The 24,529-nt window shown below is 53.1% G+C and carries 16 protein-coding genes; 9 read left to right on the forward strand and 7 right to left on the reverse strand.

All coding sequences use genetic code 11. The features are described 5' to 3' along the window. Positions 1-266 precede the first annotated feature (266 nt). Positions 267-4,655, reverse strand: a complete 4,389-nt coding sequence (locus tag LQZ21_RS00725; protein ID WP_411042175.1) for a DEAD/DEAH box helicase — start codon at positions 4,653-4,655, stop codon at positions 267-269. Positions 4,656-4,782: 127 nt separating this feature from the next. Here LQZ21_RS00725 and LQZ21_RS00730 point away from each other — a divergent pair, with 127 nt between their 5' ends. Next, positions 4,783-7,590, forward strand: coding sequence for a hybrid sensor histidine kinase/response regulator (locus LQZ21_RS00730; RefSeq protein WP_411042176.1), 2,808 nt, complete (start codon positions 4,783-4,785; stop codon positions 7,588-7,590). Between the two features lie 61 nt (positions 7,591-7,651). Here LQZ21_RS00730 and LQZ21_RS00735 read toward each other — a convergent pair whose 3' ends face one another. From LQZ21_RS00735 to LQZ21_RS00760, 6 genes are all read right to left on the reverse strand, one after another. Beyond that, the gene (locus tag LQZ21_RS00735; protein WP_411042177.1) at positions 7,652-9,835 is read right to left on the reverse strand and encodes a DEAD/DEAH box helicase; all 2,184 of its coding nucleotides are present in this window, start codon (positions 9,833-9,835) and stop codon (positions 7,652-7,654) included. Beyond that, complete coding sequence (locus LQZ21_RS00740) at positions 9,832-11,139, reverse strand: ATP-binding protein (RefSeq protein ID WP_411042178.1); 1,308 nt, start codon at positions 11,137-11,139, stop codon at positions 9,832-9,834. The genes LQZ21_RS00735 and LQZ21_RS00740 overlap by 4 nt, the downstream gene beginning before the upstream one ends. Continuing rightward, the gene (locus tag LQZ21_RS00745; protein ID WP_411042179.1) at positions 11,136-13,637 is read right to left on the reverse strand and encodes a TerB N-terminal domain-containing protein; all 2,502 of its coding nucleotides are present in this window, start codon (positions 13,635-13,637) and stop codon (positions 11,136-11,138) included. The genes LQZ21_RS00740 and LQZ21_RS00745 overlap by 4 nt, the downstream gene beginning before the upstream one ends. A 46-nt stretch (positions 13,638-13,683) precedes the next feature. Next, positions 13,684-14,595, reverse strand: a complete 912-nt coding sequence (locus LQZ21_RS00750) for a polymerase (protein ID WP_411042180.1) — start codon at positions 14,593-14,595, stop codon at positions 13,684-13,686. Positions 14,596-14,599: 4 nt separating this feature from the next. Next, a complete protein-coding gene (locus LQZ21_RS00755) occupies positions 14,600-15,763 on the reverse strand; it encodes a LysM peptidoglycan-binding domain-containing protein (protein ID WP_411042181.1) in 1,164 nt (387 codons plus the stop codon). A gap of 221 nt (positions 15,764-15,984) precedes the next feature. Further along, positions 15,985-16,971, reverse strand: a complete 987-nt coding sequence (locus tag LQZ21_RS00760; protein WP_411042182.1) for a tol-pal system YbgF family protein — start codon at positions 16,969-16,971, stop codon at positions 15,985-15,987. Positions 16,972-17,171: 200 nt separating this feature from the next. Here LQZ21_RS00760 and LQZ21_RS00765 point away from each other — a divergent pair, with 200 nt between their 5' ends. The 8 genes from LQZ21_RS00765 to ispH all read left to right on the forward strand — a co-directional run bounded on the left by LQZ21_RS00765 (position 17,172) and on the right by ispH (position 24,522). After that, on the forward strand, positions 17,172-17,723 hold the full coding sequence (locus LQZ21_RS00765; RefSeq protein WP_411042183.1) for a LiaI-LiaF-like domain-containing protein: 552 nt from the start codon (positions 17,172-17,174) through the stop codon (positions 17,721-17,723). Beyond that, complete coding sequence (locus LQZ21_RS00770) at positions 17,720-19,468, forward strand: tetratricopeptide repeat protein (protein ID WP_411042184.1); 1,749 nt, start codon at positions 17,720-17,722, stop codon at positions 19,466-19,468. The genes LQZ21_RS00765 and LQZ21_RS00770 overlap by 4 nt, the downstream gene beginning before the upstream one ends. Positions 19,469-19,576: 108 nt before the next feature. Continuing rightward, the gene (gene rd, locus LQZ21_RS00775) at positions 19,577-19,738 is read left to right on the forward strand and encodes a rubredoxin (protein WP_411042185.1); all 162 of its coding nucleotides are present in this window, start codon (positions 19,577-19,579) and stop codon (positions 19,736-19,738) included. A 65-nt stretch (positions 19,739-19,803) separates the two neighbouring features. After that, a complete protein-coding gene (locus LQZ21_RS00780; protein ID WP_411042186.1) occupies positions 19,804-20,046 on the forward strand; it encodes a hypothetical protein in 243 nt (80 codons plus the stop codon). A 141-nt stretch (positions 20,047-20,187) separates the two neighbouring features. Next, positions 20,188-20,613 (forward strand): preprotein translocase subunit YajC, encoded by a 426-nt coding sequence (gene yajC / locus LQZ21_RS00785; protein WP_411042187.1) that lies wholly within the window; start codon positions 20,188-20,190, stop codon positions 20,611-20,613. Between the two features lie 63 nt (positions 20,614-20,676). Beyond that, positions 20,677-22,401 (forward strand): protein translocase subunit SecD, encoded by a 1,725-nt coding sequence (gene secD / locus LQZ21_RS00790; protein ID WP_411042188.1) that lies wholly within the window; start codon positions 20,677-20,679, stop codon positions 22,399-22,401. After that, positions 22,398-23,642 (forward strand): protein translocase subunit SecF, encoded by a 1,245-nt coding sequence (gene secF, locus LQZ21_RS00795; RefSeq protein WP_411042189.1) that lies wholly within the window; start codon positions 22,398-22,400, stop codon positions 23,640-23,642. Before secD ends, secF begins: the two co-directional genes overlap by 4 nt. Positions 23,643-23,661: 19 nt before the next feature. Continuing rightward, on the forward strand, positions 23,662-24,522 hold the full coding sequence (gene ispH / locus LQZ21_RS00800; RefSeq protein ID WP_411042190.1) for a 4-hydroxy-3-methylbut-2-enyl diphosphate reductase: 861 nt from the start codon (positions 23,662-23,664) through the stop codon (positions 24,520-24,522). The last annotated feature ends 7 nt before the right edge of the window (positions 24,523-24,529 follow it).

The following is a 24,529-nucleotide window of genomic DNA, read 5'->3' on the forward strand; positions in this document are numbered from 1 at the left end:
TTATTACTCTCCTGGCGTCACCGGCGGGTGTTATCTGCGCAAATCCCCCCCAGGGAGTCAACAACAGAGATATCAACCATATAAAAGATATCTTTTTAATCATTTTATCTCCTTAAAAAGTCAACTAAAAAGATAAAAAAACTTTTCATATCGAGTCTTTAAATAAATTATGATTGATAATTCATAAAATGTGAATATCTTTCAACGTTTTTCACCAAATAAAAGTATGATGGTATCGGGCACCGGTTTTATGGGGGCTCTTTTCCTTATAACCAGAGGATGAGTTTCCCCCGATCCGGGAGAAAACCCAGGGATTTAAGGGCCGCCGCATATGCTCCGGAGGCGGCGGGACGATGGTTAACGGTTTCTATAGTGATTTTCCGCTCCGGATGAACCGCCCTAGTCCCCGGAAAGGTTAAAAATGCGAGGGCATCCCCCAGGTCGGGATCCTCCGGGGAGATAAATAGGTCGATATCCTTAGCCCCCCGCCCGGCAACAACCAGAAGCTGGGATCCCCGAAAGCAAAGCCGGGTATTTTGCTGCCGGGGCGGGAGCCGGGGATCAAGCCCTTCCAGAGAAAGTCCCGCGGGACTTGCGGGGTCCGCGGCGTTCATCCAATAAATCGAAGTTTCCCCTTCGGTTTCTTCCAGTTCCCCGGGGATTTCCGGGGAGGCGAATTGGAGGGAATTGATACCCTCAAAAAAACGGCCTGCCATTACTTCCCCTGCCAGCTCCAGCCGCCGGATAGCCGGGAGCAGCCGGGCCCAGGAGAGGTGGGGGAGTTCCCGTTCCAGGAGGGGTCTGCAGAGGATACCCCATCGTTTAAGGAGAAGCCTGACCCGGTCTCTTTCAAGTTCCTCCATCTCCAGGGGATCAAAGCCCCCCAATTTATCGTTAGCTAAATCCTCCCCATAGTCCGGCTCCAGGGAAAACCACCGTCCCGGTACCGGAGGGCCGGCCCGCCAGCGATCCCGCAACGCCCTGGGGAGACGTTTCGGCCTCCCCGGGGGACGGATTGGGAGGGCTTCTTTTTCCCGAGGTACGAAACCCCGGACCAAGCCCCGGCGTACCGGTTCCCAGGAATCCGCCGAAAGCCGGCCCTTCCAGACTTCTTCCCAGATGGCCGCGGCGCAGGAAGGGTTATCCATACCCAACGCTTCCTTTATTTCCCAGAAATCTTTGGGGGAATTAAAAAAAGTGGGATCTCCCCTGCCTTCAAAGGGAGGGATCGCCCCCAATTTTTCTCCCCCGGCAAGGTCCATATCTTCGGGAGGACAAAAGGCGGTCCGTTCTTTCCCCGTACCGTACCAGAGGAGTTCCCCTGCCCGGATCTTCCCATCCAGGGTCTCCCCGGAATAATCAGGGTCCCGGATGGGAAGGATATCCCGTTCCCAGAGGACCGCCGGGGCGGTATAACCCCATAGGGCTTCCCATGGCGCGATCCCCCGGGAGGATCCCCGGGGAAGTATCCCCTGACGCCGGGCGAGGTAAGGGATAAGGAGGACCGCCGGCCGTTCCTTGACTTCCCGCCGGGCCTGCTTTCGGGAAAGGCGAAGGAGGAAGTCCAGGTTCTCCCGGTCACAGACATACCCCGGTTCTTCCCCCAGGGTTACATCCCGGACCAGCCAGCCCTCTTCGGCAAGGGCCGCCACCGCCCCTTCCATTTCCGCCGGGGAAAGGCCGAAAAAGGCCCCAATCCGGGAGAGGGAGAGGGGGCCCTCATAACGAAGCCAGGGTCCCAGCAAAACCGGGGCGTCCTGTTTCCAGGAGAGGGCCCATTCCCGGTGAACCACGGCAGGAAAAGCCCCCCCCTCCCGCCGGACAAAACCTATCTTTCCTCCCAGGGTTGGGTCTTCCCGGCAGCGTTTCCGGAATTCTTCCGGCAGTACCCGGAGAAGGTCCTCCCATTCATCCTGGGGAATTGCTATCCGTTCCTTAACCCATTCCGTAAGCCCCCGCTCATCCTCGGGAGCCCAGCCGGGAAATTCCCGCCGGAGCCGGGCACAAAAGTCCGCCGTCACCCGGGGGGACAGGGGAGGCCGGGACCGGGCATTTTCCAGGGCTTCCTCAATAACCAAACCGGAAAGGGATGGCCCTCCCTTTCGTAGTTCCCTTTGTTCGTCATATTCGTAGAGAAGGGTATTGGTTTCCTTCCAGACCAGGTCCCGGGCAAAGGGGCTTGGTTTTTGGGTTCTAAAAAAGGAGATCGCCGTCTTCCCCTCCCGAATATCCCGGAGAAGGCCGGTAAACCCCGTGAGGTCGAATTGGTCTCCAAGGCAGCTCCGCCATGCTTCAGCCACCATGGGAAAATCACCGTAGGAAGAAACCTCGTCGAAAAGCCGTTTTGCCCTTTGCCTCATGACCCAGAGGGGGGTCCGTTTTCCGAATCCCGCCCGGGGGAGGAGCAGGGATCGTTCTGCCGCTTCCCGAAAAGAAGCGCCGAAAAGCCCGGAAGACTCAAAGCGCCGGTAAAATTGCCCCTCCCCCCGGAGTTTATCCCCCTGGTACTCCCCCAGGGTTTTTAGATGGCGAATCAACAGTTCTTCCGGCGTACCAGCAATGGACCGGGGCAAAAGGAGGAGAACGGCGTTATCGTCGGGAAAGGTTTCTATCCGGGTGTGGAGGGCATCTTCCAGTTCCTCCGCCAGGGCCAGGGCCAGGGGATAATTCACCATGCCCCCCCGGAAACTGTGGAGGATCACCTGGTAGGAATCCCCCCGATTCACCGGATCATCGACAATTTCCACCGGGATAAATCCACTCCCCGGCAAGGGAAGATCCCCCTGGGTGGATCTTTCGGAAGAGATAAAATCCATAAGTTCCCGGAATGCCGAATCGGAAAGTCCCAGCCCCGTAAAGTAATCCCGGTTATCCGAATTAAGACGGTCAAAATTTTCCAGGATCCGCCTCACCAGAACAGGGCTGCGGAAAGCCGCTTCCGCCTTCCAGAAGGGGGTAAAGTCGGCTCCCGCCGGGAGGGGGCTGACCTCCACCGCTTCAGGGCCTATGGAAAGGATCCGCCAGGAACGGTTGCCGAAATCAAAACAGTCCCCAATACGGCGCTCCCAGACGAATTCCTCATCCAACTCCCCAATTTTGGTTCCTTCGGGGGTCCGCAGGGAATAAGCCCCCCGATTGGTAATAACTCCCCCGGAAGCGTAGAGGAGAAGCTTTGTCCCTTTAAGGGGACAGAGCTCTCCGGTCTCCCCATCCAAGTAGAGCCGGGGCTTTAAATCCCTAAGCCGGAGGGCCTCATAACGGCCCAGGAGCATCCGGATGACCCGGTCATAGGCGGAGCGGGAGAGGGTTTTAAACACATAAAACCCCCGGAGGGTATGGTATAGCTCGTCGATGTTCCGGTTTTTTTCCACACAGAGGGCGAGCATAATCTGGGCCAATATATCCAGAGGATTTTCTATGGCCCTTGTTTCTTCAATCTCCTTATCTTGAATCGCAGCCCCCAGGGCCGCCGCCGTGAGCAAATCCAGGCCGTGGAAGGGCAGCAGCCTGCCCCGGCTTACCAGCCCCACCCCATGACCGGATCTCCCGATCCGTTGGAGGGCCCCGGTGGAAGAAGCGGGGCTCCCCGCCAGGATCACCTCCGCGATTCGGCCTATATCTATCCCCAGTTCCAGGGAAGAGGTGGCCACCACACAGGGCAGGCGTCCCGAACTTAGCCCGGCTTCCACCTCCCGGCGTACCTCCCGGGAAAGGGAACCGTGATGGGTAAAAGCAAGGGTTTCTTCCGCGGCCTCGTTTAAAAGAAAGGCGATCCGTTCCGCCCGGCGGCGGGAATCGGTAAATACCAAGGTAGCCCCGCCACCGGCTCCATGGTTTACGGCTATCCGTTCCAGGATGGTGTTGACCAGGACCGTGTATCGTTTTCCGTAGCGGTCCGGTTTCCGGAACTCCCCCTGGTCGGAGGGGAAATCGATGACCAAGTCGATGTGCTTTTCCATGGGGGGCGCTACGATGGAGACCTGCCGCTTTTCATACCCCCCGTCTAAGGCTTTAAGGCCGCCTACCAATTCCGCGGCCCCTTGGGGGGGATGTATGGTGGCGGAGAGGCTTACCCGCTGGAATTCTCCGGCAATGAGGGCCAGCCGGTCCACCTGGCAGAAGAGGAAACTTCCCCGTTTGGTTCCCAAGACCGCGTGGATCTCGTCGAGGATTAGATACTTCACCCCCGACAGGATAACCCGGCTCCGGGGGTTGAGGAGCATGATGGCCAGGCTTTCCGGGGTTACGGCTAGGATGACCGGGGGAGCTTTAAGAAAACGCCGCCGTTCCCCCTGGGGAGTATCCCCGGACCGGGTTTCCACCCGAAGTTCTGGAAAGGGGATGCCCTGGGCTTCAAAGCAGGATCGGAGGGCGGCTATGGGTTCCAGGAGGTTCCGCCGGATGTCTTCGTTGAGGGCCTTGAGGGGGGAAACGTAAAGTACCGAGAGGCCCTCCGGTGGATAGATTCCCCGAATAAACCGATCAATAACCACGAGGAAGGCGGTGAGGGTTTTTCCGCTTCCTGTGGGGGCCAGGGCCAATACGTGTTCCCCCCGGACGATCCGGGGCCAGGTTTCCTGCTGGACCGCCGTAGGTTTTCCATAGATTTCGGCAAACCAGGTTTGTATAATGGGATGGAACAGTTGGGGCAGCATGGCATTTTACTATCCTGGGGGACAGCGGTTTTGTCAAGGCGGCTGTTTAGGGGGGAGCCTATTTGGAAGGTAATACGGGTACTATACAGGGTATCTACATTAAGATAAAGTGATTAGGATACGAAAAATGGCCGAAAAAAAATTATTATACGGTAATCTCGCGGTATTTCTTTTTTCTATAGCCGCTCTTTTGGTGCTGATAATTTCAATAAGTACCAGCATCCTTATCGACTCCATCTCGAAATTTCTACTGGAAAATATTGAGGAACGGCTCTTGTCCGCAAGCCGTTCCGTTGCGCATCTGGTTACCCCCGAGGAACTGGCGGAACTGGTTGTCCCCGAGGATATGGAAAAACCCCTTTTTACCGAAATCAGGGAACGGCTTATCGCCTTTGCCGATGAATCCAACCTGCTTTTTGTTTACTACATCCGGCCGGTGGATAATAATATGTGGCAGTTTATCATGGATAATGATCAAAGCGAAGATACGGTAAACCTTGCCTCCGACCTCATAGCCGATGAAGAAGCTCCTCGGCGGGTTCTGAACGAAGGCCGGGCGGTCACCGTAGATCTGGGAGAATATTCACCGGGTTATGACCACATCCTTTCGGCCTTTGCCCCGATATTTGACCGTACCGGAAAGATTATCGCCATCGCGGGGGTAGATATCAGTGATGAGCAGCTTATATTGACCCGGTACCGGATCAGAAGCCATTCACTGATGTTGCTGCTTTCCATAATTTTTGTTATTGTTTCGGGTTTTTTGAATTTTTTTGTGTATAAAAAAAAGGAAGCCACCTTTTCCCGGCGTTTCAAGCAGCAGGAGCTTATGTCCCTTTTGGCGCAGAGTTTTATTTCCGCCCAGGATATCACTTCGGTCATCAACGACGCCCTGCGGATAAGCGGCGAATTCCTTAAAACCAGCCGGATCCTTATCGGCATTGCCGAGGAAAATACGGCGGTAAGCCATGCGGCCTATGTTTGGTGTGGAGTGGACACGATTATTACCGCCCAGGCCACGGAAGGGCTCAACGATATTATCAACAGCTTTCCCCTGGAACAGCCCGTGGATATTCCCCTCATCTCCTGTGATGACATCCATGAAAATTCCCGGTATGGGGTTATGGAGATCGTGGGGGTCAAGGCATTCATCATGGTCCCCCTGTATTTGGACGGCAAATTCTGGGCGGTGCTGAGCGTAGAGGAATGTCAAAACGTCCGGAAATGGACGGAGAGTGACCGGCAGCTTATCATTACCCTGAGCAGCCTTATCGCCGGCGCCGTGAATCGGGATCTGCGGGAAAAGGAACGTGACGCCGCTCTTACCCAAGCCGAACAGGCAAGCCAGGCGAAAAGTATCTTTCTTGCCAATATGAGTCACGAGATACGAACCCCTATGAACGCCATTATCGGTATGACCACTATCGCAAAATTCTCTCAGGATATCGCAAAAAAAGAAGACTGTCTAAAAAAAATCGAAGACGCTTCCAACCATCTTTTGGGGGTAATCAATGATATTTTGGATATGTCAAAAATCGAGGCAAATAAATTTGAGCTTTCCTTTACGGACTTCAATTTTGAAAAGATGCTTCAGAAAGTGGTGAATGTGATCAATTTCCGGGTGGGTGAGAAGGAGCTCGATTTTTCGATATTTATCGATAAAGATATACCTTCTTGCCTCTACGGGGATGATCAACGCCTTGCCCAGGTAATAACCAATCTGCTTTCTAACGCCGTTAAATTTACCCCGGAACAGGGTTCGGTACGGCTGGATACGAAACTGGAAAAAGAAGAAAACAGGGTGTGTACCATCCGGATCAGTGTGGCCGATACCGGTATAGGCATGACCCCGGAACAACAGTCGCGGCTGTTTTCCTCTTTTGAACAAGCCGATTCAAGCACTTCCCGAAAATTCGGCGGTACAGGTCTGGGGCTGGTCATTTCAAAACGTATTGTATCCATGATGGACGGTGACATCCGGGTGGAATCTGAACCAGGGAAGGGTTCTACCTTTACTTTTTGGATAAAATTAAAACGGGGAAAGCATCCGTCGGAAAACCTCCTGGCCCCCGGAATAGGATGGAAAAACATCCGGATCCTTGCGGTAGATGACGCGGAGGATATTCGGGAATATTTTAAAGAGATCGCCAAGGAAATGGGTTTGTCCCTGCAAACCGCGTCAAACGGTGAGGAAGCCTTGGAATTCATCGAAAAAAAAGGCCCCTATAATATTTATTTTGTGGACTGGAAAATGCCCGGCATGGACGGTATCGAGCTTTCCCGCCGGATTAAAGAAAAAGGCGGCGCTTCCGTGATTATTATGATATCCGCCGCCCAATGGATAACCATCGAAGTTGAGGCCAAAACCGCGGGGGTGGATAGATTTTTGTCCAAACCCCTGTTTCCTTCCACTATCGCGGATTGTATTAACCAGTGCCTGGGGCATAATAATCTTGTCGCAGATGCCGGACAAAGACTTGAAAAAATAGACGACTTTGCGGGCCGGCGGATATTGTTGGCCGAGGATGTGGAGATCAACCGGGAGATAGTGATTGCCCTGCTTGAGCCGCTGTCCTTGATTATAGACTGTGCCGAAAATGGCGCCCAGGTGGTAGAACTTTTTATTAAGGACCCGGAAAAATACGCGCTTATTTTTATGGATGTGCAGATGCCCGAAATGGACGGTTATGAGGCCACCCGCCGTATCCGGGCCTTTGAGGAAGATCGGCGAAAAAACTTGGGCCGGGAGTTTTCCTTAAAAACTCCCCATGATTCGGAGGCACCGCAAGAAATTCCCATTATCGCCATGACCGCCAATGTATTTCGCGAGGATATTGAAAAATGCCTGGCGGCGGGAATGAATGCCCATGTGGGTAAGCCCCTAAACCTTGACGAGGTACTTACCATCCTGCGGATTTATCTGAAAAAAAAATAAGCCTCTGCGAGCGGCGCCCGGACCAAGGTCCGGTACGGTAGCTTCCTTTTTTCGCTCAATTTCAGGAAATAACTCCACCAAACCGAAGATAAAGTTCATCCATATTCAGCATATTCGCCGCATATTGTTTTCTGCGGAGCTCCGGGGGGAGGAGATAGTCGTATTTGTCTGTTAAGGGAATATCTCCGGCAGCGGCATATTCCGGGGGAATGCCCTGGTCAAAGATGCTCTTTAAGCGATTTCTCAATTCGGAGACGGACAATTCCGAGGTGATACGGAAAATATATTCCTTTTCCCGGGAACAGGAGTTTAAACAAAGCCGCTTCCGGATCTCTTTGTGCCGGAACAGGGCCGCCAAAGTCCGCATAGCCCGGCTGCCCAGCCAGGGGATAAAGAAAAAGACCCCGGGACCGATGGAAATAACATAATCCTCCATGAGGTTGAGTTCCCGTGCCCGCCTTCGTCCTTCATCCAGCCGAATCCGGGCTCCTTCCGAAAGATAGGGGTAAAGCTCCCCCTCGGCGAGGATGCTCCGCATCCGCTCCACAATCCGGGAATGGGTTTCCCCCCGGGAACCCCGCCAGACCCGTTCCCCTCCTTCTTCGCCGGGGATTACCATAATTTCCCGGCGCCGGAGATCCCACCCCTGTACCTGCCAATACCGTCCCCCCAGTACCAGATTGGTCCCTTCCGGTGGGATAAAGTGAATTTCCCCCAGTTCTTGCCCCTCCTGGGTGACCCGGTATATTTCTTCATCGGGAAAAACCGAATAAAAGGAGTAATGGTTCACTAATTTTTCCCCCGCAAGACCAATGATAAGGCTCCCTTTTTCGGTCTTTTCCAGATAGTCCAATGCCAGGAGACGACGGAGCAGTTCCCGGTAATCCTCTCCAGGAATTTGCGCAAAGGGGGGGAGGGAGAGGATCTGCCGGGCTAAATCCTGGGGAGCGCTTTCTCCATGGGAGCTGAGAAAACTTAAGGTCTGGTGGCAGAGGAGGCTGAAGGGGAAGGGTTTGACCGGGGCCGCTTCTATCCATTTTTCTTTGAGGTAAAGCTCTATCACCGCGATGGTCTTAAGGAGCGCCCAGGGGATACGGGTATCATCCGCCTGCCCTTTTTCAGTATCCTCAGGACAGGTAAAGTAGATCTCCGCCTTACCGGTCCGCCGGCCGGAACGGCCCAGGCGCTGGACTAAGTTTGAAACTCCCGCGGGAGGTCCTATCTGGATAACCCGATCCAGGCTGCCGATGTCGATACCCAGTTCCAGGGTCGCCGTGGCGGCAATAACCACCGGGCCTTCTTTTTCCCGGAGTTCCCGTTCAGCCTCCTCCCGGAGGGCCGCCGAGATACTCCCGTGGTGGACGTGGAATACCGTATCCTCATGGTATTGTCCCGCCAGATCCCGCAGTCGGGCTATGGTTTCCTCCGCCTCAAGGCGGCTGTTGGTAAAGATGATACACCGTTTACCCCGGCATTGGCCGTAAAGCTCCCGGTAATACCGGTCCCCTGCTCCGGGATTCTCCCGGTTGAAATAATCCAGCCTGAGACGGACCTGCCTTTTTGGTTCCTCCCCATAAACCAGGACCGCTTTCCCGCCGGTCCCCAGGGCGAGCCAGCGGAGGGCTTCCCCATAATCCCCCAGGGTCGCCGAAAGGCCTATTCGCCGGGGCCGGACACCGGCGGCGCGCCCAATGCGTCCTAGGTGGCAGAGGATCTGGGCCCCCCGGTCACTCCCCATAAAGGCGTGAACCTCGTCAATAATCACGAAACGCAGATCCTTAAACAGGGGGGCTATTTTCCCCGGATGCTTCATAAGGAGAGCTTCCAGGGATTCGGGGGTTATCTGGAGTATCCCCGCGGGATTATCCAGAAACTTTTTTTTGTATCCCCCCGGAATATCCCCGTGCCAGGGCAGGACCGGAATTCCCCCCTTACTGAAAAGGGAGCCGAGCCGCGCAAACTGATCGTTGATCAGGGCCTTGAGGGGACCTATATAGAGTACCCCCACCGACACCGAGGGGTTTTGGGCCAAAAGAGAGAGGATAGGAAAAAAGGCCGCTTCGGTTTTACCCGAGGCGGTTCCCGAGGCGATGAGTACCTGGTCCTCCCCATGGAGAATCGCCGCAATGGCCGCTTCCTGAATACCCTTAAGGGTATTCCATCTTTTTTCGTAGATGTACTCCCGCACAAAGGGCGCGAGCCGGGAATAGGCCTCCCCGGTATTTCCCGGATCGGCTTCCTTCATAGGTCAAAGGAGGCGTACAGGTCCTCCTCCGGGGGCGGGTCCTTTATGGTAAAACCTTCCCGGCTTATCAGGGTATTAAAATCCAGGTGGGGATCCTCCCTGAGGATGTTGAGGAGGCTGAGAAAATCCCGGGTGATCTCCCGGGGGGTGATGAACTCTGCGGCCCCGGGAGCGGAGAAGACCAGGTTCATAAAAGCCACCAACTCCGATTCCCCAAGACGGCTTTCATAGTCGAAATGCCGGGCATGGATGTCGGTAAGCCGTTCTAAAAGGAGGTAGATCTCCTCCGGGGAGAGCTGGGCCAGCTTGATGATGGGACTATTAAAGTCTGCCCGGCCTTCCCGGACAAAACGGCTGTCCGCCAGGCGGCTCTTCAGGGCGGGATAGCTGAACAGTCCCCGCCGTTCATCCTCCACAAACTGGGGGGTCCCGGCCAGGTAGATCCCCAGGTGCTGAACCTTTCCCTGCATCACCTCGTTAAACATGGCAAGGAGTTTTTCGTAATTGTTTTCCCGGGACTGACGATGGGAGATCTTGTAGAGGTTCACACATTCATCTATAAAGAGGAGGAGCCCCCGGTACCCCAACTGGGCGCTGAAGGCGGCAAAGAGTTTTACGTATTCATACCAGTTCTCATCGGTGATGATCTCCCCCACAGGAAGGAGGGAACGGGCTTCGGTCTTGGTAGCGTATTCCCCCCGAAGCCACTTGATGGCGCCGTGTTTTTTTTCATCCTCATCCAAGATAAAGGCCTTGTAGTAGGTGGAAACCACCGCGGCAAAATCATAACCATGGGCAAATCCTTCCATTTTGGAGATAGTCTCAAAGATCCGCCATTCAACCCGGGAAACAAGACTTTCGTCAAAGGGGGATATCCCTTCCGCAATAAGTTCCATCTTTATGGCGTTGATCCATCCCTGGAGTATCCCTTCCAGGGCCCCTCCGTCGGGCCGGATCCGGGTGGAAAGCCGCTGCATCAGTTCCCGATAGGTTTCAAGCCCCTGGTTATCGGAACCGGAAAGACGTTTTTCCGGGGAAAGATCGGCGTCGGCGACCACAAAATTTTTTTCCATGGCAAAGTTCCGTATGGCCTGGAGGAAAAAACTCTTCCCGCTGCCGTAACGACCCGTTACAAAACGGAAGACCGCCGCCCCCTGGTTTAAATTTTCAAGGTCCCGGAGGATAGCCTCAATCTCCCGTTTCCGTCCTACCGCCACATACTCAAGACCCACCCGGGGGACCACCCCGGCGGAAAAGGAATTGATGATCGCCGCGCTTATCCGTTTTGGTATGGTTCCCCTCATGTGTTCCCATCCTCAAAGGCAAAATATCCCCGGATGTCCTCCGTATATTCTGCCGATATTTGGGGCGCTTCGTCCATGGTTTCAATGAGGATATCGTGAAAAGACCCTTGAAAGTGTTCATTAATTTCATCGATGAGGAATTCCGGCATGGTCATCGTGGTTTTTGCCAGCGCCCCCAGGGCATTTTTTTTCCTGTCCCCGTCGTCCCCTCCCGCCAGGATCCGCAGGACCTCTGCTTGGATTTCGTCAAGTCCCGCGAGAAAATCCGCAATAGCCGGAGGCCCCGGTTCCGGCAGGGAAAGCCCCCGGATTAACGGCAACGGGGCTTCCGTAATATCGGATAGCTTATCTTCCGGGGGCTCCCCATCATCGATATGCAGCAAGTCCCGGACCTCGTCGGATTCGATCCGGAGCCGGCTCACCCGTTCAGGCTCAAGTCTGATATCCGGACCCCCATCCCCGGTCAGGGGGCGGCCCCGGATTTTATCCGGTTCAAACCCGAGTTCTCCGTCAATAAGGTTCTTCCAGACCTCTTCCAGGACCGGCTCCCTGCCTTTTTTTTCAAACCCCAACCGCTCTTTGAGTTTGTATTCAATATAAATGGCCAGGGCGTCAAAAAAATCCAAAAGGGGCCGGTGGCGGTAAAAACAGATCCACTCCACGGAATAGGAAGAGTTGCCGGTACCGTAGAGTTTTTCAAAGCCCTGGACCAGCACCGGTTCCGTATGGGGGGGATAAAAAAATTCCAGGAACCGCTTCCCATAATTTTTCCGCAGAAAAGCGTCAATCCCCCGCAGGGCGGTTTCTATGGTTCTTTCCAGCAGAGGACCCTGGGGACCCCGGTGGAAGGGACCGTTCCGTACCTTAAGGGGGAGCATCGGCTCAAAATCGGTAAAAGCCAGGGAAGTATCCCCTTCGATGTACCGTTTGTGGAGGAGGAGGTCCCGAAACAAAACCAAAACCGGTTCCCCCTGGGGGGGGATCAGGTGAGGGAAAGCCCGGTCCCCTATTTTGTAGAGTACCATAAAGTCCATAAACCAGGGGAGAAAGCGGGCATCCAATTCGGGTTCTTCCTCCCGGTAGATCCTCCAAAGCCGCAGGAGTTCCTGGAAATTATCCAGGGGTTCCCCCTGTCCCATGGAGAGGATCAGTTCCCGGGCATAGAGGGTTATATAGCCGGCAGTGGTTTTACGGGGATTTCCCCGGCGGAATTCTCCTCGCCACCAGAAAAAATAGTCCCGCTGTTCCGGTTCCAGCCGGTTAAAATCCAGGTCATGATCATGCCGGAGGGTATAGGCCCTATAGGGTACTTCCTTCCCGTCAAAGAAGAACCACTGCTGTTCCTCCTTTAATTCCGGGGTCCTAATGCTTTTGAATTTGGTCCGGATCACAAACCGGGCCCCTCCGGATATGACGACGTTACTCCGGTCAATACCTTGCCAGGCCAATTCCTCCTCATCCGGCCTGAAAGGGCAGGGGGGTCTTCTGATTGTCCGGGGGGAGAAGTAATACCGCTGGGGCATCCTGAGGGATGAATTTTCATCCCGGATTACATATTTCCCCAGGGCTTTCAGGTTACCCCGAAGGGAGAAAAAATCCCGAAGTTTCACCCCATAGGAACCGGGGTAATGGTTGTCCCAGGAATGAGTAAAGATCCCCAGCCGAAGCCGGGTTTTTATCTTTTTAAGCGTATCAAAATACCCCGCTTCCCTGGATATACCTGAATTTTCATAGGTAATCCCTTGGGGTTCTATGAAAAAGAGGATATCGCATTGGGGCATAAGAAAATCCAAATTGTTGGGTATGTCTTCGAAGCAGCACAGTCCGATCCCCCGGAACTGGGAGGAGAAGAGGGAATTTCCCTCCGTAAGTTTTCCCCCGGCAAGGGTGAGGGGCGCGGAAGCGGGCCAAACCGTGGGTAAGACCCGGCAAAACCAGGCGTCATAGTAATCCCGGGTCATAAATACAAAAACCCGTCCGTCCCCAAGTTCACCGGAAAGCCCCCGGAGATATACCCCCAGGGATGCCGCGGAGCGTTCCTCCCCATGGGTCAAAACCCCGCCGGGGATACCGTAAGACGTAAGAAAATCCAGATGGGATCTGAAGATCCGGTCCGGGGGAGCGGATATTACCCAGGGGTTATCTTTCAATTCCAAATCCGTCCAAACTCCCAAAAGGGCATCCCCGCCCCGGCGCATGACCTCCAGGGGTTTGAGTTTCAGGGGTTCCAGGAGTTTTCCCCCGGCGAGCCTTCCCAGCGGGCCGATGCCTAAGCTTTCCAGGGTTTCCCGTTTGACCCATTTATCCCCCAGGGGTATAAAGGCTTCCTCAAATTGCCGGGACAGGGCCGAAGCGGGGTAGTACCGTTTTCCGTATCTCAGGGTCGGAACGGCCACCGGTTCCCCCACCCCCCGCCGGACCTGGGAGACACAGGACAAAATCAGGGAGAGTTTTTCCCGGGGGATCAAAGTCCCTTCCGGGGGGACAAACAAGGACATAGCTTAAGTATACAAAAAATCCACCCGCCGCAACAGGCGGCTTTCCTTAGGGATGCGTATCTTCGACGGCCGTCCCGATGGGGCTTTTGAGGACATCCCGGTGGAGTACCAAAACTACCTTTCCCTCCCGAAGGAGCCTCCGGTTTTCCTCTGATGAAATAATGAGGAGGGCGTCTTCCCGGTCTATGATTGGGTCGGTGGGACGGATCCCAAAGACCCCCCGGGCAATTATCCGCAGGGGGTTGGGGCCCACCAGATTCAGCAGGTCCTCGTCCAGGCCGGAAGGGGTAGGGCGGAATATGGCGCTTTCGGATACATAGCGGATCATCCCGCCGGTTTTACCAATCTCGGGGGTCAGCATATTCCGTTCAAAGATCAGGTTCATTTCGGTATCCCAAATTTTTGGAAAAAAACAGGGCAGGGGAAGGGCCTGGATGTTTCTTCCGTGGACCGGCAGTTCTTTATCGGCGATGATAATGATCCCCGTATGGGCCGTTGTGGGGACCGGGGTAAGGGTCCGCGGAATTTCCGCGGGACGCCGGTGGCGGATCAAGGCGGCGCCCATGGTATACATACTCATGGTATATTGGGAGAACATGGAAACCAGGTCCGCCGACAGGGCGGGAGGGACCTGTCCTGCGGAACGGACAAAATCACCGATAGCCGAAAGGGGCAATTCCCCCCGGTTAATCATATCTTCCATGGTTTCCGAAGAATCCATGGGAAGGGAGAGCAGATAGGGGCGGATTAAACGGGGATATTCGGTATTGATAAGCGCTTCAGCCCGGAACCTTTCCGTGGGGATCCGGATCCCGGCGGCGGGCAAATTCACGGTCACGGTGGAGTTAATTTGCATCCGGTCCCATTCGATGATCCCCCGGATATCCACACCGGATTCCTCAGCGATCCCCCCGAGGGTAGTCAAAAAGAAAAAAAAACATACGATATTTTTTTTCATACCCCTATCTTATCGGCGTTTTCAACATTCTTCCTTCACGAAGAATATCATTTAAGGACATCCCATTGGCTTCCGCCAGAACTTCCGGATCCACGTTATAGGCCAGGGCGAGGGACCAAAGGGTTTCCCCCCGTTTTACCAGGTGATTCCCCGAAAAAACCGGGGAAGAAGGCCCTGAGGGCTGCTTTTTATAGGGCTCGATCTCTTTAAACGCGGGGATAAGCAATTTGGCACCGATTTTGAGGAACCGCTCTTGGATACCGGGGTTGAACGAAAGAATTTGATCCACGGATATATCGTAATACTGGGCTAATGCCGAAAGGGTATCGCCGGATTTGATAACGTAAACATAATATTTGATCAGCGTCAGGTCCTTCCGAGCCAAGACCTCGGCGATTGCCCCGGCATAGGAAGCGGGAACCTTAAGTTCATAGTTAGGATCCGAGGGGGTTATCCGGTGGAGGAGTTCCCTATTTGCCCATTTAAGTTCCGCCGGATCTACCCCCGCCTGTGCCGCCAATAACTCCAGATCCACCGTTCTGCCTACCGTAACTTTAGTCCAGTGGGGATCCTCCACCCAGAGGGGAGCCATGCCAAACCGCCGGGGATTGGAAAGAATATAGGAGACGGCGAGTAATTTGGGGAGATACTGGATGGTCTCGGTCTTAAGCTGTTTCCGTTCGGCCAGGAGCCAATAATCGGTAATCCCCGTCTGGGCCGTAACCCGGCGGATAGCTCCCAATCCCGCGTTATAGGCTGCCAGGGCCAGGGCCCAGTCATTAAAATACCTATAATTTTCTTCCAGTTTACGGAGGGCCCCGATGGTGGATTTCCAGAAATCCAAGCGCTCGTCCAACAAATCGGTTATCCGCATATCGAAAGGGGCCATACTGTTCTGCATAAATTGCCAAAGTCCGGCGGCGCCGGCCCTGCTTCTTGCCGAAGCCTGATAGCCGGACTCAATGACCGGAAGATAGATGAGTTCCGGGGGAAGCCCCCGCCGGGCTATCTCTCCGCGGATAAAGGCCAAATAAGGACCGCCTTGGGTCATGATGGAGTTGAGCCATTCAATTCCCCGGGGGCTTGAATACTGACGGATATAGTATTGGGTTAGTTCCCGTTCCAGCCCCGGTATGGAAGGAAGGACCTCGTCCCCTTTGAGAGACATAAATCGCTCCGGTAGGAAGACCGGATACTGGCGTTGGGGCCGTTTCCAAGCCATTGGTTCAGGTTCGTTTTCCTCGGACAAAAACTCCTTCTGGATAGAAACCGGTACCTCCCCGGCCGTTTCCGCCTCCAGAGGCATTATCGCCAAAGTCATGAGCCAAAGGAAAAAGAACCCCCCGGAGGATGGCTTGTTTTTTACGGAAAAAATAGTCCGGAGCTTCATCAAAATTTTTCTCCATAATATACCCCTGCCCATTCCCAATGACCATGAATATCAGGATCCAGGGGAAAGTAGATTTTTCTGAAGTACAGGTACCAGGTCGAGATACCCTTGGACCATCCCCAGGTCCGTAAATATGCCTCATTGGCATTGGAAGCGGCGTCCAGTTCCGCGGCATAGGAAATCCGGGTGTCCCGCATGAATTCGGAGATGTTGAATTCCGCCATCCCCGCGTCATCCGTAGCCTCCTGGGACCAGGAACGGGCAAAAAAATTCACCTTGGCCCGGTAACTCCATAGCCGGGAACTGCTTCCCGAATCCAGGGCGCTTTCAATGGCCGTAATCAGGGCATTGAGGTTTTCAAAGGTCCAGTCCTTGGGGGAGTTATAAAAATCCACAAGTTGTTTTGCATAGGTATAGGCGTCGGCAAAACCGCTCACTATGGTTCCGTTGTAGGGTAAAAAATTGGTATAGGTTTTTATAGCCCGGTTCCAATCGCCGATCCGCTCATAGGCCTGGGCTAGTTGAAAATAAGCCACCCCCAAATCTATTTTGTCGGAAAAACGGGAGATAAGCTCCTCATAATACCAAACCCGCTGTTCAGGATCATCCACCAGATTGATCAGCTGGCTGAGGCATGCCAGGTGTATGGATTCCTCCTGGATGGTAAGGTCGGGATAATTTTTTATTATCCGGTTAAAATACAGGGCGGCCACGGCATGGGCATCCTGTTGTATATAAGCGTAGGCAACTAAAAGTAAATAATAGGCGTTATAGGCGTCATCGGGGTGGGTATCGGTCCAGAAGTTTAAAAAATTTATCAGTTTACCGTATTCTTTAAGCCGGATGTATTCTGCGGCGATTTCCCTAATTACTGAAAACTGTTCTATCCCAGGCTCTGTTTCCGTTGCCAGCAGATCAAAGAGGGTTTTTAACATTTCCCGGTTGTTTTTGGAGCCGCCGGTATAATACCCATTGATCCCCGCCATTTCTTCGGCATTGATATGATTACAACTTAAAAAGACCCCACTCCCCCCACAGAATATACCTAAAACGACCGCTAGTAAAACGGTTTTTCCCCTTTCCCCGGGACAGCACTTTTTCACGAATCGATCCTAACATAGAAGGTCTAAATAAACAAGCGAATTGCCCATTGGCAAAAACAACCATATATTGCTATATTAAAAATATGGTTCCACCCGTAATCCGTCGGATCATAGCCCGGTTTGTCTTTTTCAGCGGTATTTTGCTTATGGCGTTCGGAAGCGTTTCTCTTTTGGAAACCTTTCCCGGGGCCTTCCGAATTTCCGTTGTTTTTGCCTTCTTATTTGTAATTATCGGTGTTCTCTACGCCATATTGGCGTTAAAATTGAATAAACGTTCCCTCTATCTTTTTTTTGCGGCCTTTTTTATCCTGCTGGGATTTTTTCTGTTTTTCTTTACCCTCAAGATTATCCCCATGACCTTTGCCCAGGTCTGGCCCTTTTTGTCGGTTTTTACCGGACTAGCCCTGTTTCCTGCGGGCTGGCATCGGTATGGAAAAATAAAGATAGGGTATATGGTATCTTCCCTGGCCTTTATTGTTCTGGGGTGTTTGCTGCTTATCTTTTCCTTTGATATGGTCCAATTTACCTTCAAAAAATTTGTCCTGCAATGGTGGCCTTTGATTCTGATTTTAGCGGGAGTTATCCTGGTTCTGATATCCCTGGGGACGAAAAGCAAGCCTGAGGATGTAACATGACCGGTTCTTTTACATTCGAGGGGGTGCGGGTTTTTTCAGGAATAATGCTGATTATTTTGGTCATATTAATCTTTGCCTGTCAGGGAAATGCCCAAATAGTGGGTGTTACTCCTTTACCGGCAGGGCCGCCCCCGGGCCGTACCGGTACACCGGCCCGGCCCACGGTTTCCTCCGAGGGGGTCGCCGGGGAGATCCGTTCTTTGGTGGAATTGGGAACCCCGCCATTCCTGTTCAAGGCTTTGGATCTGATCCGTACTCGGGACCTGGGAAATACCGAATTCGGCAGGGTCATGATCATGGTGATCGTTTATATGATTCAAAAAATATATCCCGATGTATCGATAAACCTTCCCCATCCGGATCCGCCCAAAACCCATGAATATACCCGGATATTTCTGAATGCGGAACAAGGGAAATATACGTATCCCCCCCCGGAATCCACGGATTTTCTTGAATATGTCCTCCCCTTTTTTGCCCTGCTTTCGGTAACCAAGGAAGAAGCCTTTCTTCAGGCCATACCGGATATCCAAAAGGCAAAACAGTTAAATCCCAATTCGGCGCTGGCCTCCTATTTTCTTGGTATGGCCTATGAACATTCCGGTCGTTTTTCCGAAGCCGAGGAGGAATATTCCCTGGCCTATGAATTATCCCATGATTGTTATCCCGCAATCCTGAGCCTGACTCGGATTATGAATATCACCGGGGAAAGGGAGGATGCCCTCCGCCTGCTTTCGGATCTGGTGATCCGCTATCCCGATAATATCGCCATAAAACGGGAGATAGCCTTTGCCTACTATCATAACCGGGACTGGTCCCGGGCGGAAGCTGCCATAGCGGAAATACTGCAACGGAATAACCGGGATAGTGAATTCCTCCTCATGCAGGCCCATGTTTTGGTAGAACGGGGGCAGTTTCTCCAGGCCCAGGCGCCGCTGGACCTCTACGCCTCGGTAAATGCCAATAACCGGCTATACCTCTTCCTCCGGGCCCGGATTCAGGCTGAGGGGTACCGGAACCGGGATGCGGCCCTGAATTACCTTAGGTCCATCCTCCGGAACAATCCCGGGGATGATGAGGCGGCGGTTTACGCAACCCGGCTCCTTATGGAGTCTCCGCGGAAGGAGGATCAAGCCGAAGGACGGGAATTGCTTCAAGGGCTCTTAAAAATTGAATCCTACCCCTTAACCGTATTAAGCCTGGAGGTAGAAGACGCTATCCGCCGGGGAGCTTGGAAGGAAGCGGAAACCTATTTGGAAAGACTGCTTCGGGAACGGCGTTCTTCCCGGGATTTGCTTTTTGCCTATCAGGTTGAACGGGGACTGGGGAACAAGGACGAAGCCCTGGCCTATGCCCGGGAACTTTACGAGCAGGATCCGGCCAATGACGAAGGGGCTGTTGCCTATGTTTCCGCCCTGATCGATATGGGAAGACAAAATGAAGCCGGTCAAATGATAGAAAGCCGGCTCAGTTCCCTTCCGAGTGGGGGCTTGAAAAGCAGGTATTATTACCTCAGAAGCCGTTTGCGAAAAAACGAAGAATTGATGATGAACGATCTCCGGTCCAGTCTTTTTGAGGATCCCCGGAACCTTTCCGCCCTTATCGCCATGTTTGAAATTTACCATTATCGCCAAGATGAACGCCGGGCGGTATATTATCTGAAGCAAGCCATAGCCCTGGCCCCTGAAAATCCCCTGGTACGGCGTTACGAGGCCGAATATAGCGCCCTTTTAGGTACCGCCAACTGAGGAACCGTCCAGGGACGAATCTCCCCGTCACAGCGGAGCAGATAAATTGAGAGCATACCCCTAGCGTTTTTAGGGTAAAAGATATATACTTTTATTGAAGGAACAATTATGCAGAAATATATTTGTGATGTATGTGGTTATGTGTATGATCCTGCCCAGGGGGATAATGCCGGGGAAATTAAACCCGGTACTCCCTTTGAGAGTCTGCCTCCGGATTGGATCTGTCCCCTTTGTGGTGTGGGAAAAGAGAATTTTTCCCCCATTGATTGATCGGGCGAGGGCGGGATATGCTGTCAAGATCGGATTTTATTTTTACTATTGGCTATGATGGTCCCATGGCGGTTGTGGATGGTCAGGCAAAAAAAAAGTACGGCGCCCTTTCGACCAGGGAATTAGCCGAAAAAGGACTTTTCCGGGCGGCTTATTCATCGGCGGTTTTTTCCCAAAAATCTGAAGAGATAGAAATTGTGGCGGAGTTTTATAACAAAGCCGCCGGAACTTCCTATACCGCCTCCTCGTCCTTGGACCGCCTTTTTGGGGTTTTTCCGGTTGAATCCGGCCGGGCGCTTATTTTGTAAAGCCCTGCCCGCCGCCGGTAACTAAAAAAGGATTCGCCCGGTAGCTCTCGAGCCGATGGCATACTATCTTCCTATGCCCCTTGATATTATCTTCTTCCCGTGATACCGTATCTAACAATTCAGTTTTAAGGAAGTTATTGTATGAATACCTTTGTTTTTTCTCTGCTGATGGGAGTTCCGGGAGGTTCCGGCGGAAGTGGGAGTCCCGGTGATATTTTTACTACCCTGATACCCTTTGCCCTGATTATCGCAATTTTTTATTTTCTCATAATTCGGCCTCAAAATAAAAAACAAAAAGAAACCCAGCGTATGCTATCGGCCCTTAAAAAGGGCGATAAAATCATTACCATCGGTGGTATCCATGGGGTAATCCAGACGGTAAAGGAGTCTTCGGTGGTGGTGAAGATAGACGAAAACACCAAGGTGGAATTCAGCCGCAGCGCTATTTCCACGGTCGTAACCACCGCTAAGGCCGATAAAGAAAGAGTTGAGGATAAAAAAACCGAATCATCCGGGGATGAATCAAAAGCGGAAGATGAGACAGGGGAAACCCCGGAAAAAAATTAATATCCGGGACGCAAAACCGGAGTAAAGCCCGGATTCATAAATACGTTATGTTGGAGTAGCGGCATGAGTAAACGATATCGGCTCTTCATCATCCTTATAACGGTGGTGGTGTGTTTTGTGTTTTTATTTCCAACCATCCGTTGGTATTTTCTGGAGAAGAAGGAAGATCAGGCCTTAGCATTGGCTTCCCGGGAGCAAATTAAGTTGTATGCATCCCAAACAGCCCGGGCGGATTTACAGGAACTGATTAAAGCGGCCCGGGCCGGGGAAAATGTACCGGAACGGTTAAATTTTTTAGAAATCCAGGCAAAAAAGATCCGTAAGGACACTAAAACCCCGGCTCCCGCGCAATGGGATGCCCAGGGGGTTCTTTCTTCTTTTTCGGGAAGGCAGGAAACCCTGGATGCTATCGAGACCTATTACCGGGAAAGGTATTTTGATCTCAAGGATCTTCAGAAAAATGCGGTTCAGCTTGGGCTGGATCTTTCCGGAGGGATGAGCATCGTTTTGCAAACCGATTTGACCGGCCGCAAGGAGCGTCTCGGCCGGGCTTTAACCGATGCGGATCGGACCGAGGCGATAGACCAGGCCCTGGAGGTTCTTAACAGCAGAATCGACCGATTCGGCCTTACCGAACCGGTTATCCGCCGCCAGGGAACGGACCAGATCTATGTGGAAATTCCCGGCGCCGCCGATCCGGAACGGATCAATTCCATCATTATGGGTAAGGGTAATTTGGCCTTTCACATTGTGGATCGGGACGCCACCACGGCCTTTGACGCCTATTATAATTCCCATCCCACCACCACCTTTGATAACGAAGGGAACCTATTGGATCCGACCATCATTCCCTCCGACGTGGTTATCCGGGGGGTCTACGGTAAAGACCAGTACGGCCTGGATGAATTTACCGGGTATACGGCGATAAAAAAAGAGGTGGGTCTGGATGGAAACCATATCCAGAGCGCCATCGTGGAGCGGAATTCCCTGGACGGTAAACCGGAAGTTACCTTTATGCTGGATACGGCGGGGGGTGAAATTTTTTACCAGCTTACTTCAGCCCATGTGGGGGAGCCCCTGGCCATTGTATTGGACGATCGGGTTAAATCCCAGGCGACCATTACCACCGCTATCCGGGAAGCGGTGCGTATCACCGGGTTCGGCCAGGAAGAAGCCAATAATTTAGCCCTTACCTTGCGGACCGCCGCCCTGCCGGTGGAATTGGAGGTGGTAACCCAACAGGCCATTGGAGCTTCCATGGGGGAAGATACGGTCCGTCAGGGACTTTATGCCCTTATCGGAGGGCTCGTGGCGGTAATGGTCTTCATGCTTTTTTATTATAAAATCGCCGGGATTAACGCGGTAATCGCCCAGGTTCTCAATATCTACCTGATGTTTAGCGTACTTTCGGCTTTTAACTTTACCTTGACTCTGCCGAGTATAGCGGGATTTATCCTAACCATCGGTATGGCGGTGGACGCCAATGTAATTATCTTTGAGCGGATAAAGGAGGAACTCCTCCTGGGAAAAAGCCGGAAAGCGGCGGTGGACGCGGGATTTGACAAGGCCTTTTGGGCCATCATGGATTCCAATATTACCACCTTTATCGCGGCGCTGTTCCTCTCCCAGCTTGGCTCCGGGCCCATCCAGGGTTTTGCGGTGAGTCTTGCCATCGGGGTGTTTTCTTCGGTTTTTACCGCCCTTTTTGTATCCCGGCTTATATTTGACTTTGGTACGGATGTACTGGGAAGCAAAAAGATCAGCGTCAGTTGGAGGATCAAGGGATGAAGCGTATCGTACATTTTTCCAAGGCCTTTTTCCCCACCGCCATAATATCGACGGCTTTGATAATCCTGGGGATTATCGGCTATGTGTTGTTGGGTGGGTTTGAATTGGGAGTTGATTTTCAGGCGGGGCTCATTCAGGAAGTGCAGTTTGCCCCTACCGCCTTTAGTTTAACCTATACGGGGTTGGGGAACGCTTCGGTTTCTATGGACCGTTCCGGCCTCTATATCGTTATCTCCGGTTCCGGGGTTGAAGGGACCACCCATGCGTTCCCCTATACCGAATATACGACCATCGGTTCCCTCCTTGGGGGCATCCGGGGTAAGGGTGTGGCGGGTCTTGCGGTTTTGGATGGGGCTTCCCTGGGTAATATCCCTTCCCAATCCCTGATCCAAAGTGCCCAGGGAAATCCCCAGCTTAGTTCCGTTCCCTACGGGATACATTATCTTCCTCCGAACGCCCCCCCCATTGGCATAGATGAGGTCAGGCTCGCCCTGCTTCCCCTGGGTACGGTATCCGTTCAGGTATTGGGCACCGAAGAGGAACGGCGGTTTATGATCCGGATGGAGGACAGTGAAGTAAACAACAAAGAGGGGGTTCCCGCGGAAAAGATAATCAATACCCTGGAGACGAATTTCGGTGAGGGGGGGGTGGCGGTTACCCGGTCCGATTATGTGGGTTCCCGGTTTTCCAAACAATTAACCGATCAGGCGGGACTCCTCATGGGCCTTACCCTCCTCCTCATCCTTATCTATTCGTCGATCCGGTTTAAGCCTCAATTTGCCATCGGGGCGGTCCTTGCCATAGCCCACGATGCCCTTATCATGGTGGCCTTTATCACCTGGACCAGGATGGAATTTAACACCACCACCATCGCCGCCATCTTAACGATTCTGGGGTATTCCATCAACGACACCATTGTTATTTTCGATCGGATTCGGGAGACCCGGCGGATTTATCCGGAGGATAGTTTCGTCAATATTCTGGATCGGTCCCTTTCGGAAACCCTGGGGAGGACTGTCATTACCACGGTAACCACCATGTTGGCGGTCCTTTCCCTCTTCATCTTTACCACCGGTTCGATGAGGGATTTTGCCCTGGCCCTCCTGGTGGGTATGGTCTCCGGGGTCTACTCGACCATATTTATCGCCTCGGGGTTCACGAGTTTTTGGGAAAGTGCTGTCCTTAAACGGCGGGCAAAAAAACTAACTGCCGGTACCATCGCGGTACCGTCCAAGGCATAGAAAGGGTAAAAAACCGCCGGTGAAGGTAATCAGGGCCCGGGTTTTGGGCTTTTGTATGGGGGTGCGCCGGGCGGTGGAAATAGCTCTGGATGAGGCAAAGGGTGTTTCAGGGCATATACCGGTATATACCTTGGGTCCCCTGATCCATAATCCCCAGGTTCTGGAAACTTTAAAGGACCAGGGGATAGCGATCCTGCAAGAGGGTAACTTTGATGATCTCAAAGGGAAAACGGTCCTTATCCGAGCCCACGGGGTGAACCCCCAGGTAGAAGAAAGACTCCTCGCCGCCGGAGCCCGGGTACGGGATGTAACCTGTCCCCGGGTCAAGAAAAGCCAAATGGAGGCCCGTTCGTTAACTGAGGCGGGGTATTGTCTTTTTTTAGCCGGTGAAAAAGATCACGGGGAAATAATCGGTATCCAGGGCTACGCGCCGGATTGTGTGGTGGTGGCCAATCCCCCGGATGCGGAAGCGGCGGCGGAAAAACTCCACCGGCAAGCCCCCCAGGCAAAGACCGCTCTTTTGGGGCAGACCACCTTATCCGCCGATGAATATGGGGCCATAGGGGAGAGGATCCGGAAATGGTTTCCGGAACTTAAAATCATAGATACCATTTGCGGGGCTACCCGGGACCGGCAGAACGCCCTGAAGGAACTTTGCTCCTGCGTCGACGCGGTAATCATCGCCGGGGGAAAAACTTCCGCCAATACCCGGCGGCTTCTTTCCATCGCCCAATCTTTGAACAAGCCCGCCTGGCTGGTGGAAAACGAAGGGGAAATCCCCGGAGAAATCGGAACGTATGCCGTGGTAGGGCTCAGCGCCGGGGCTTCAACTCCGGACACCGTCATTGACGCCGTTGAAAAGGCCCTATACGCCCTTTGATCGATCG

The organism is Treponema sp. TIM-1, assembly GCF_046533115.1.
In the GTDB taxonomy this organism is placed as follows: domain Bacteria; phylum Spirochaetota; class Spirochaetia; order Treponematales; family Breznakiellaceae; genus JAIRMO01.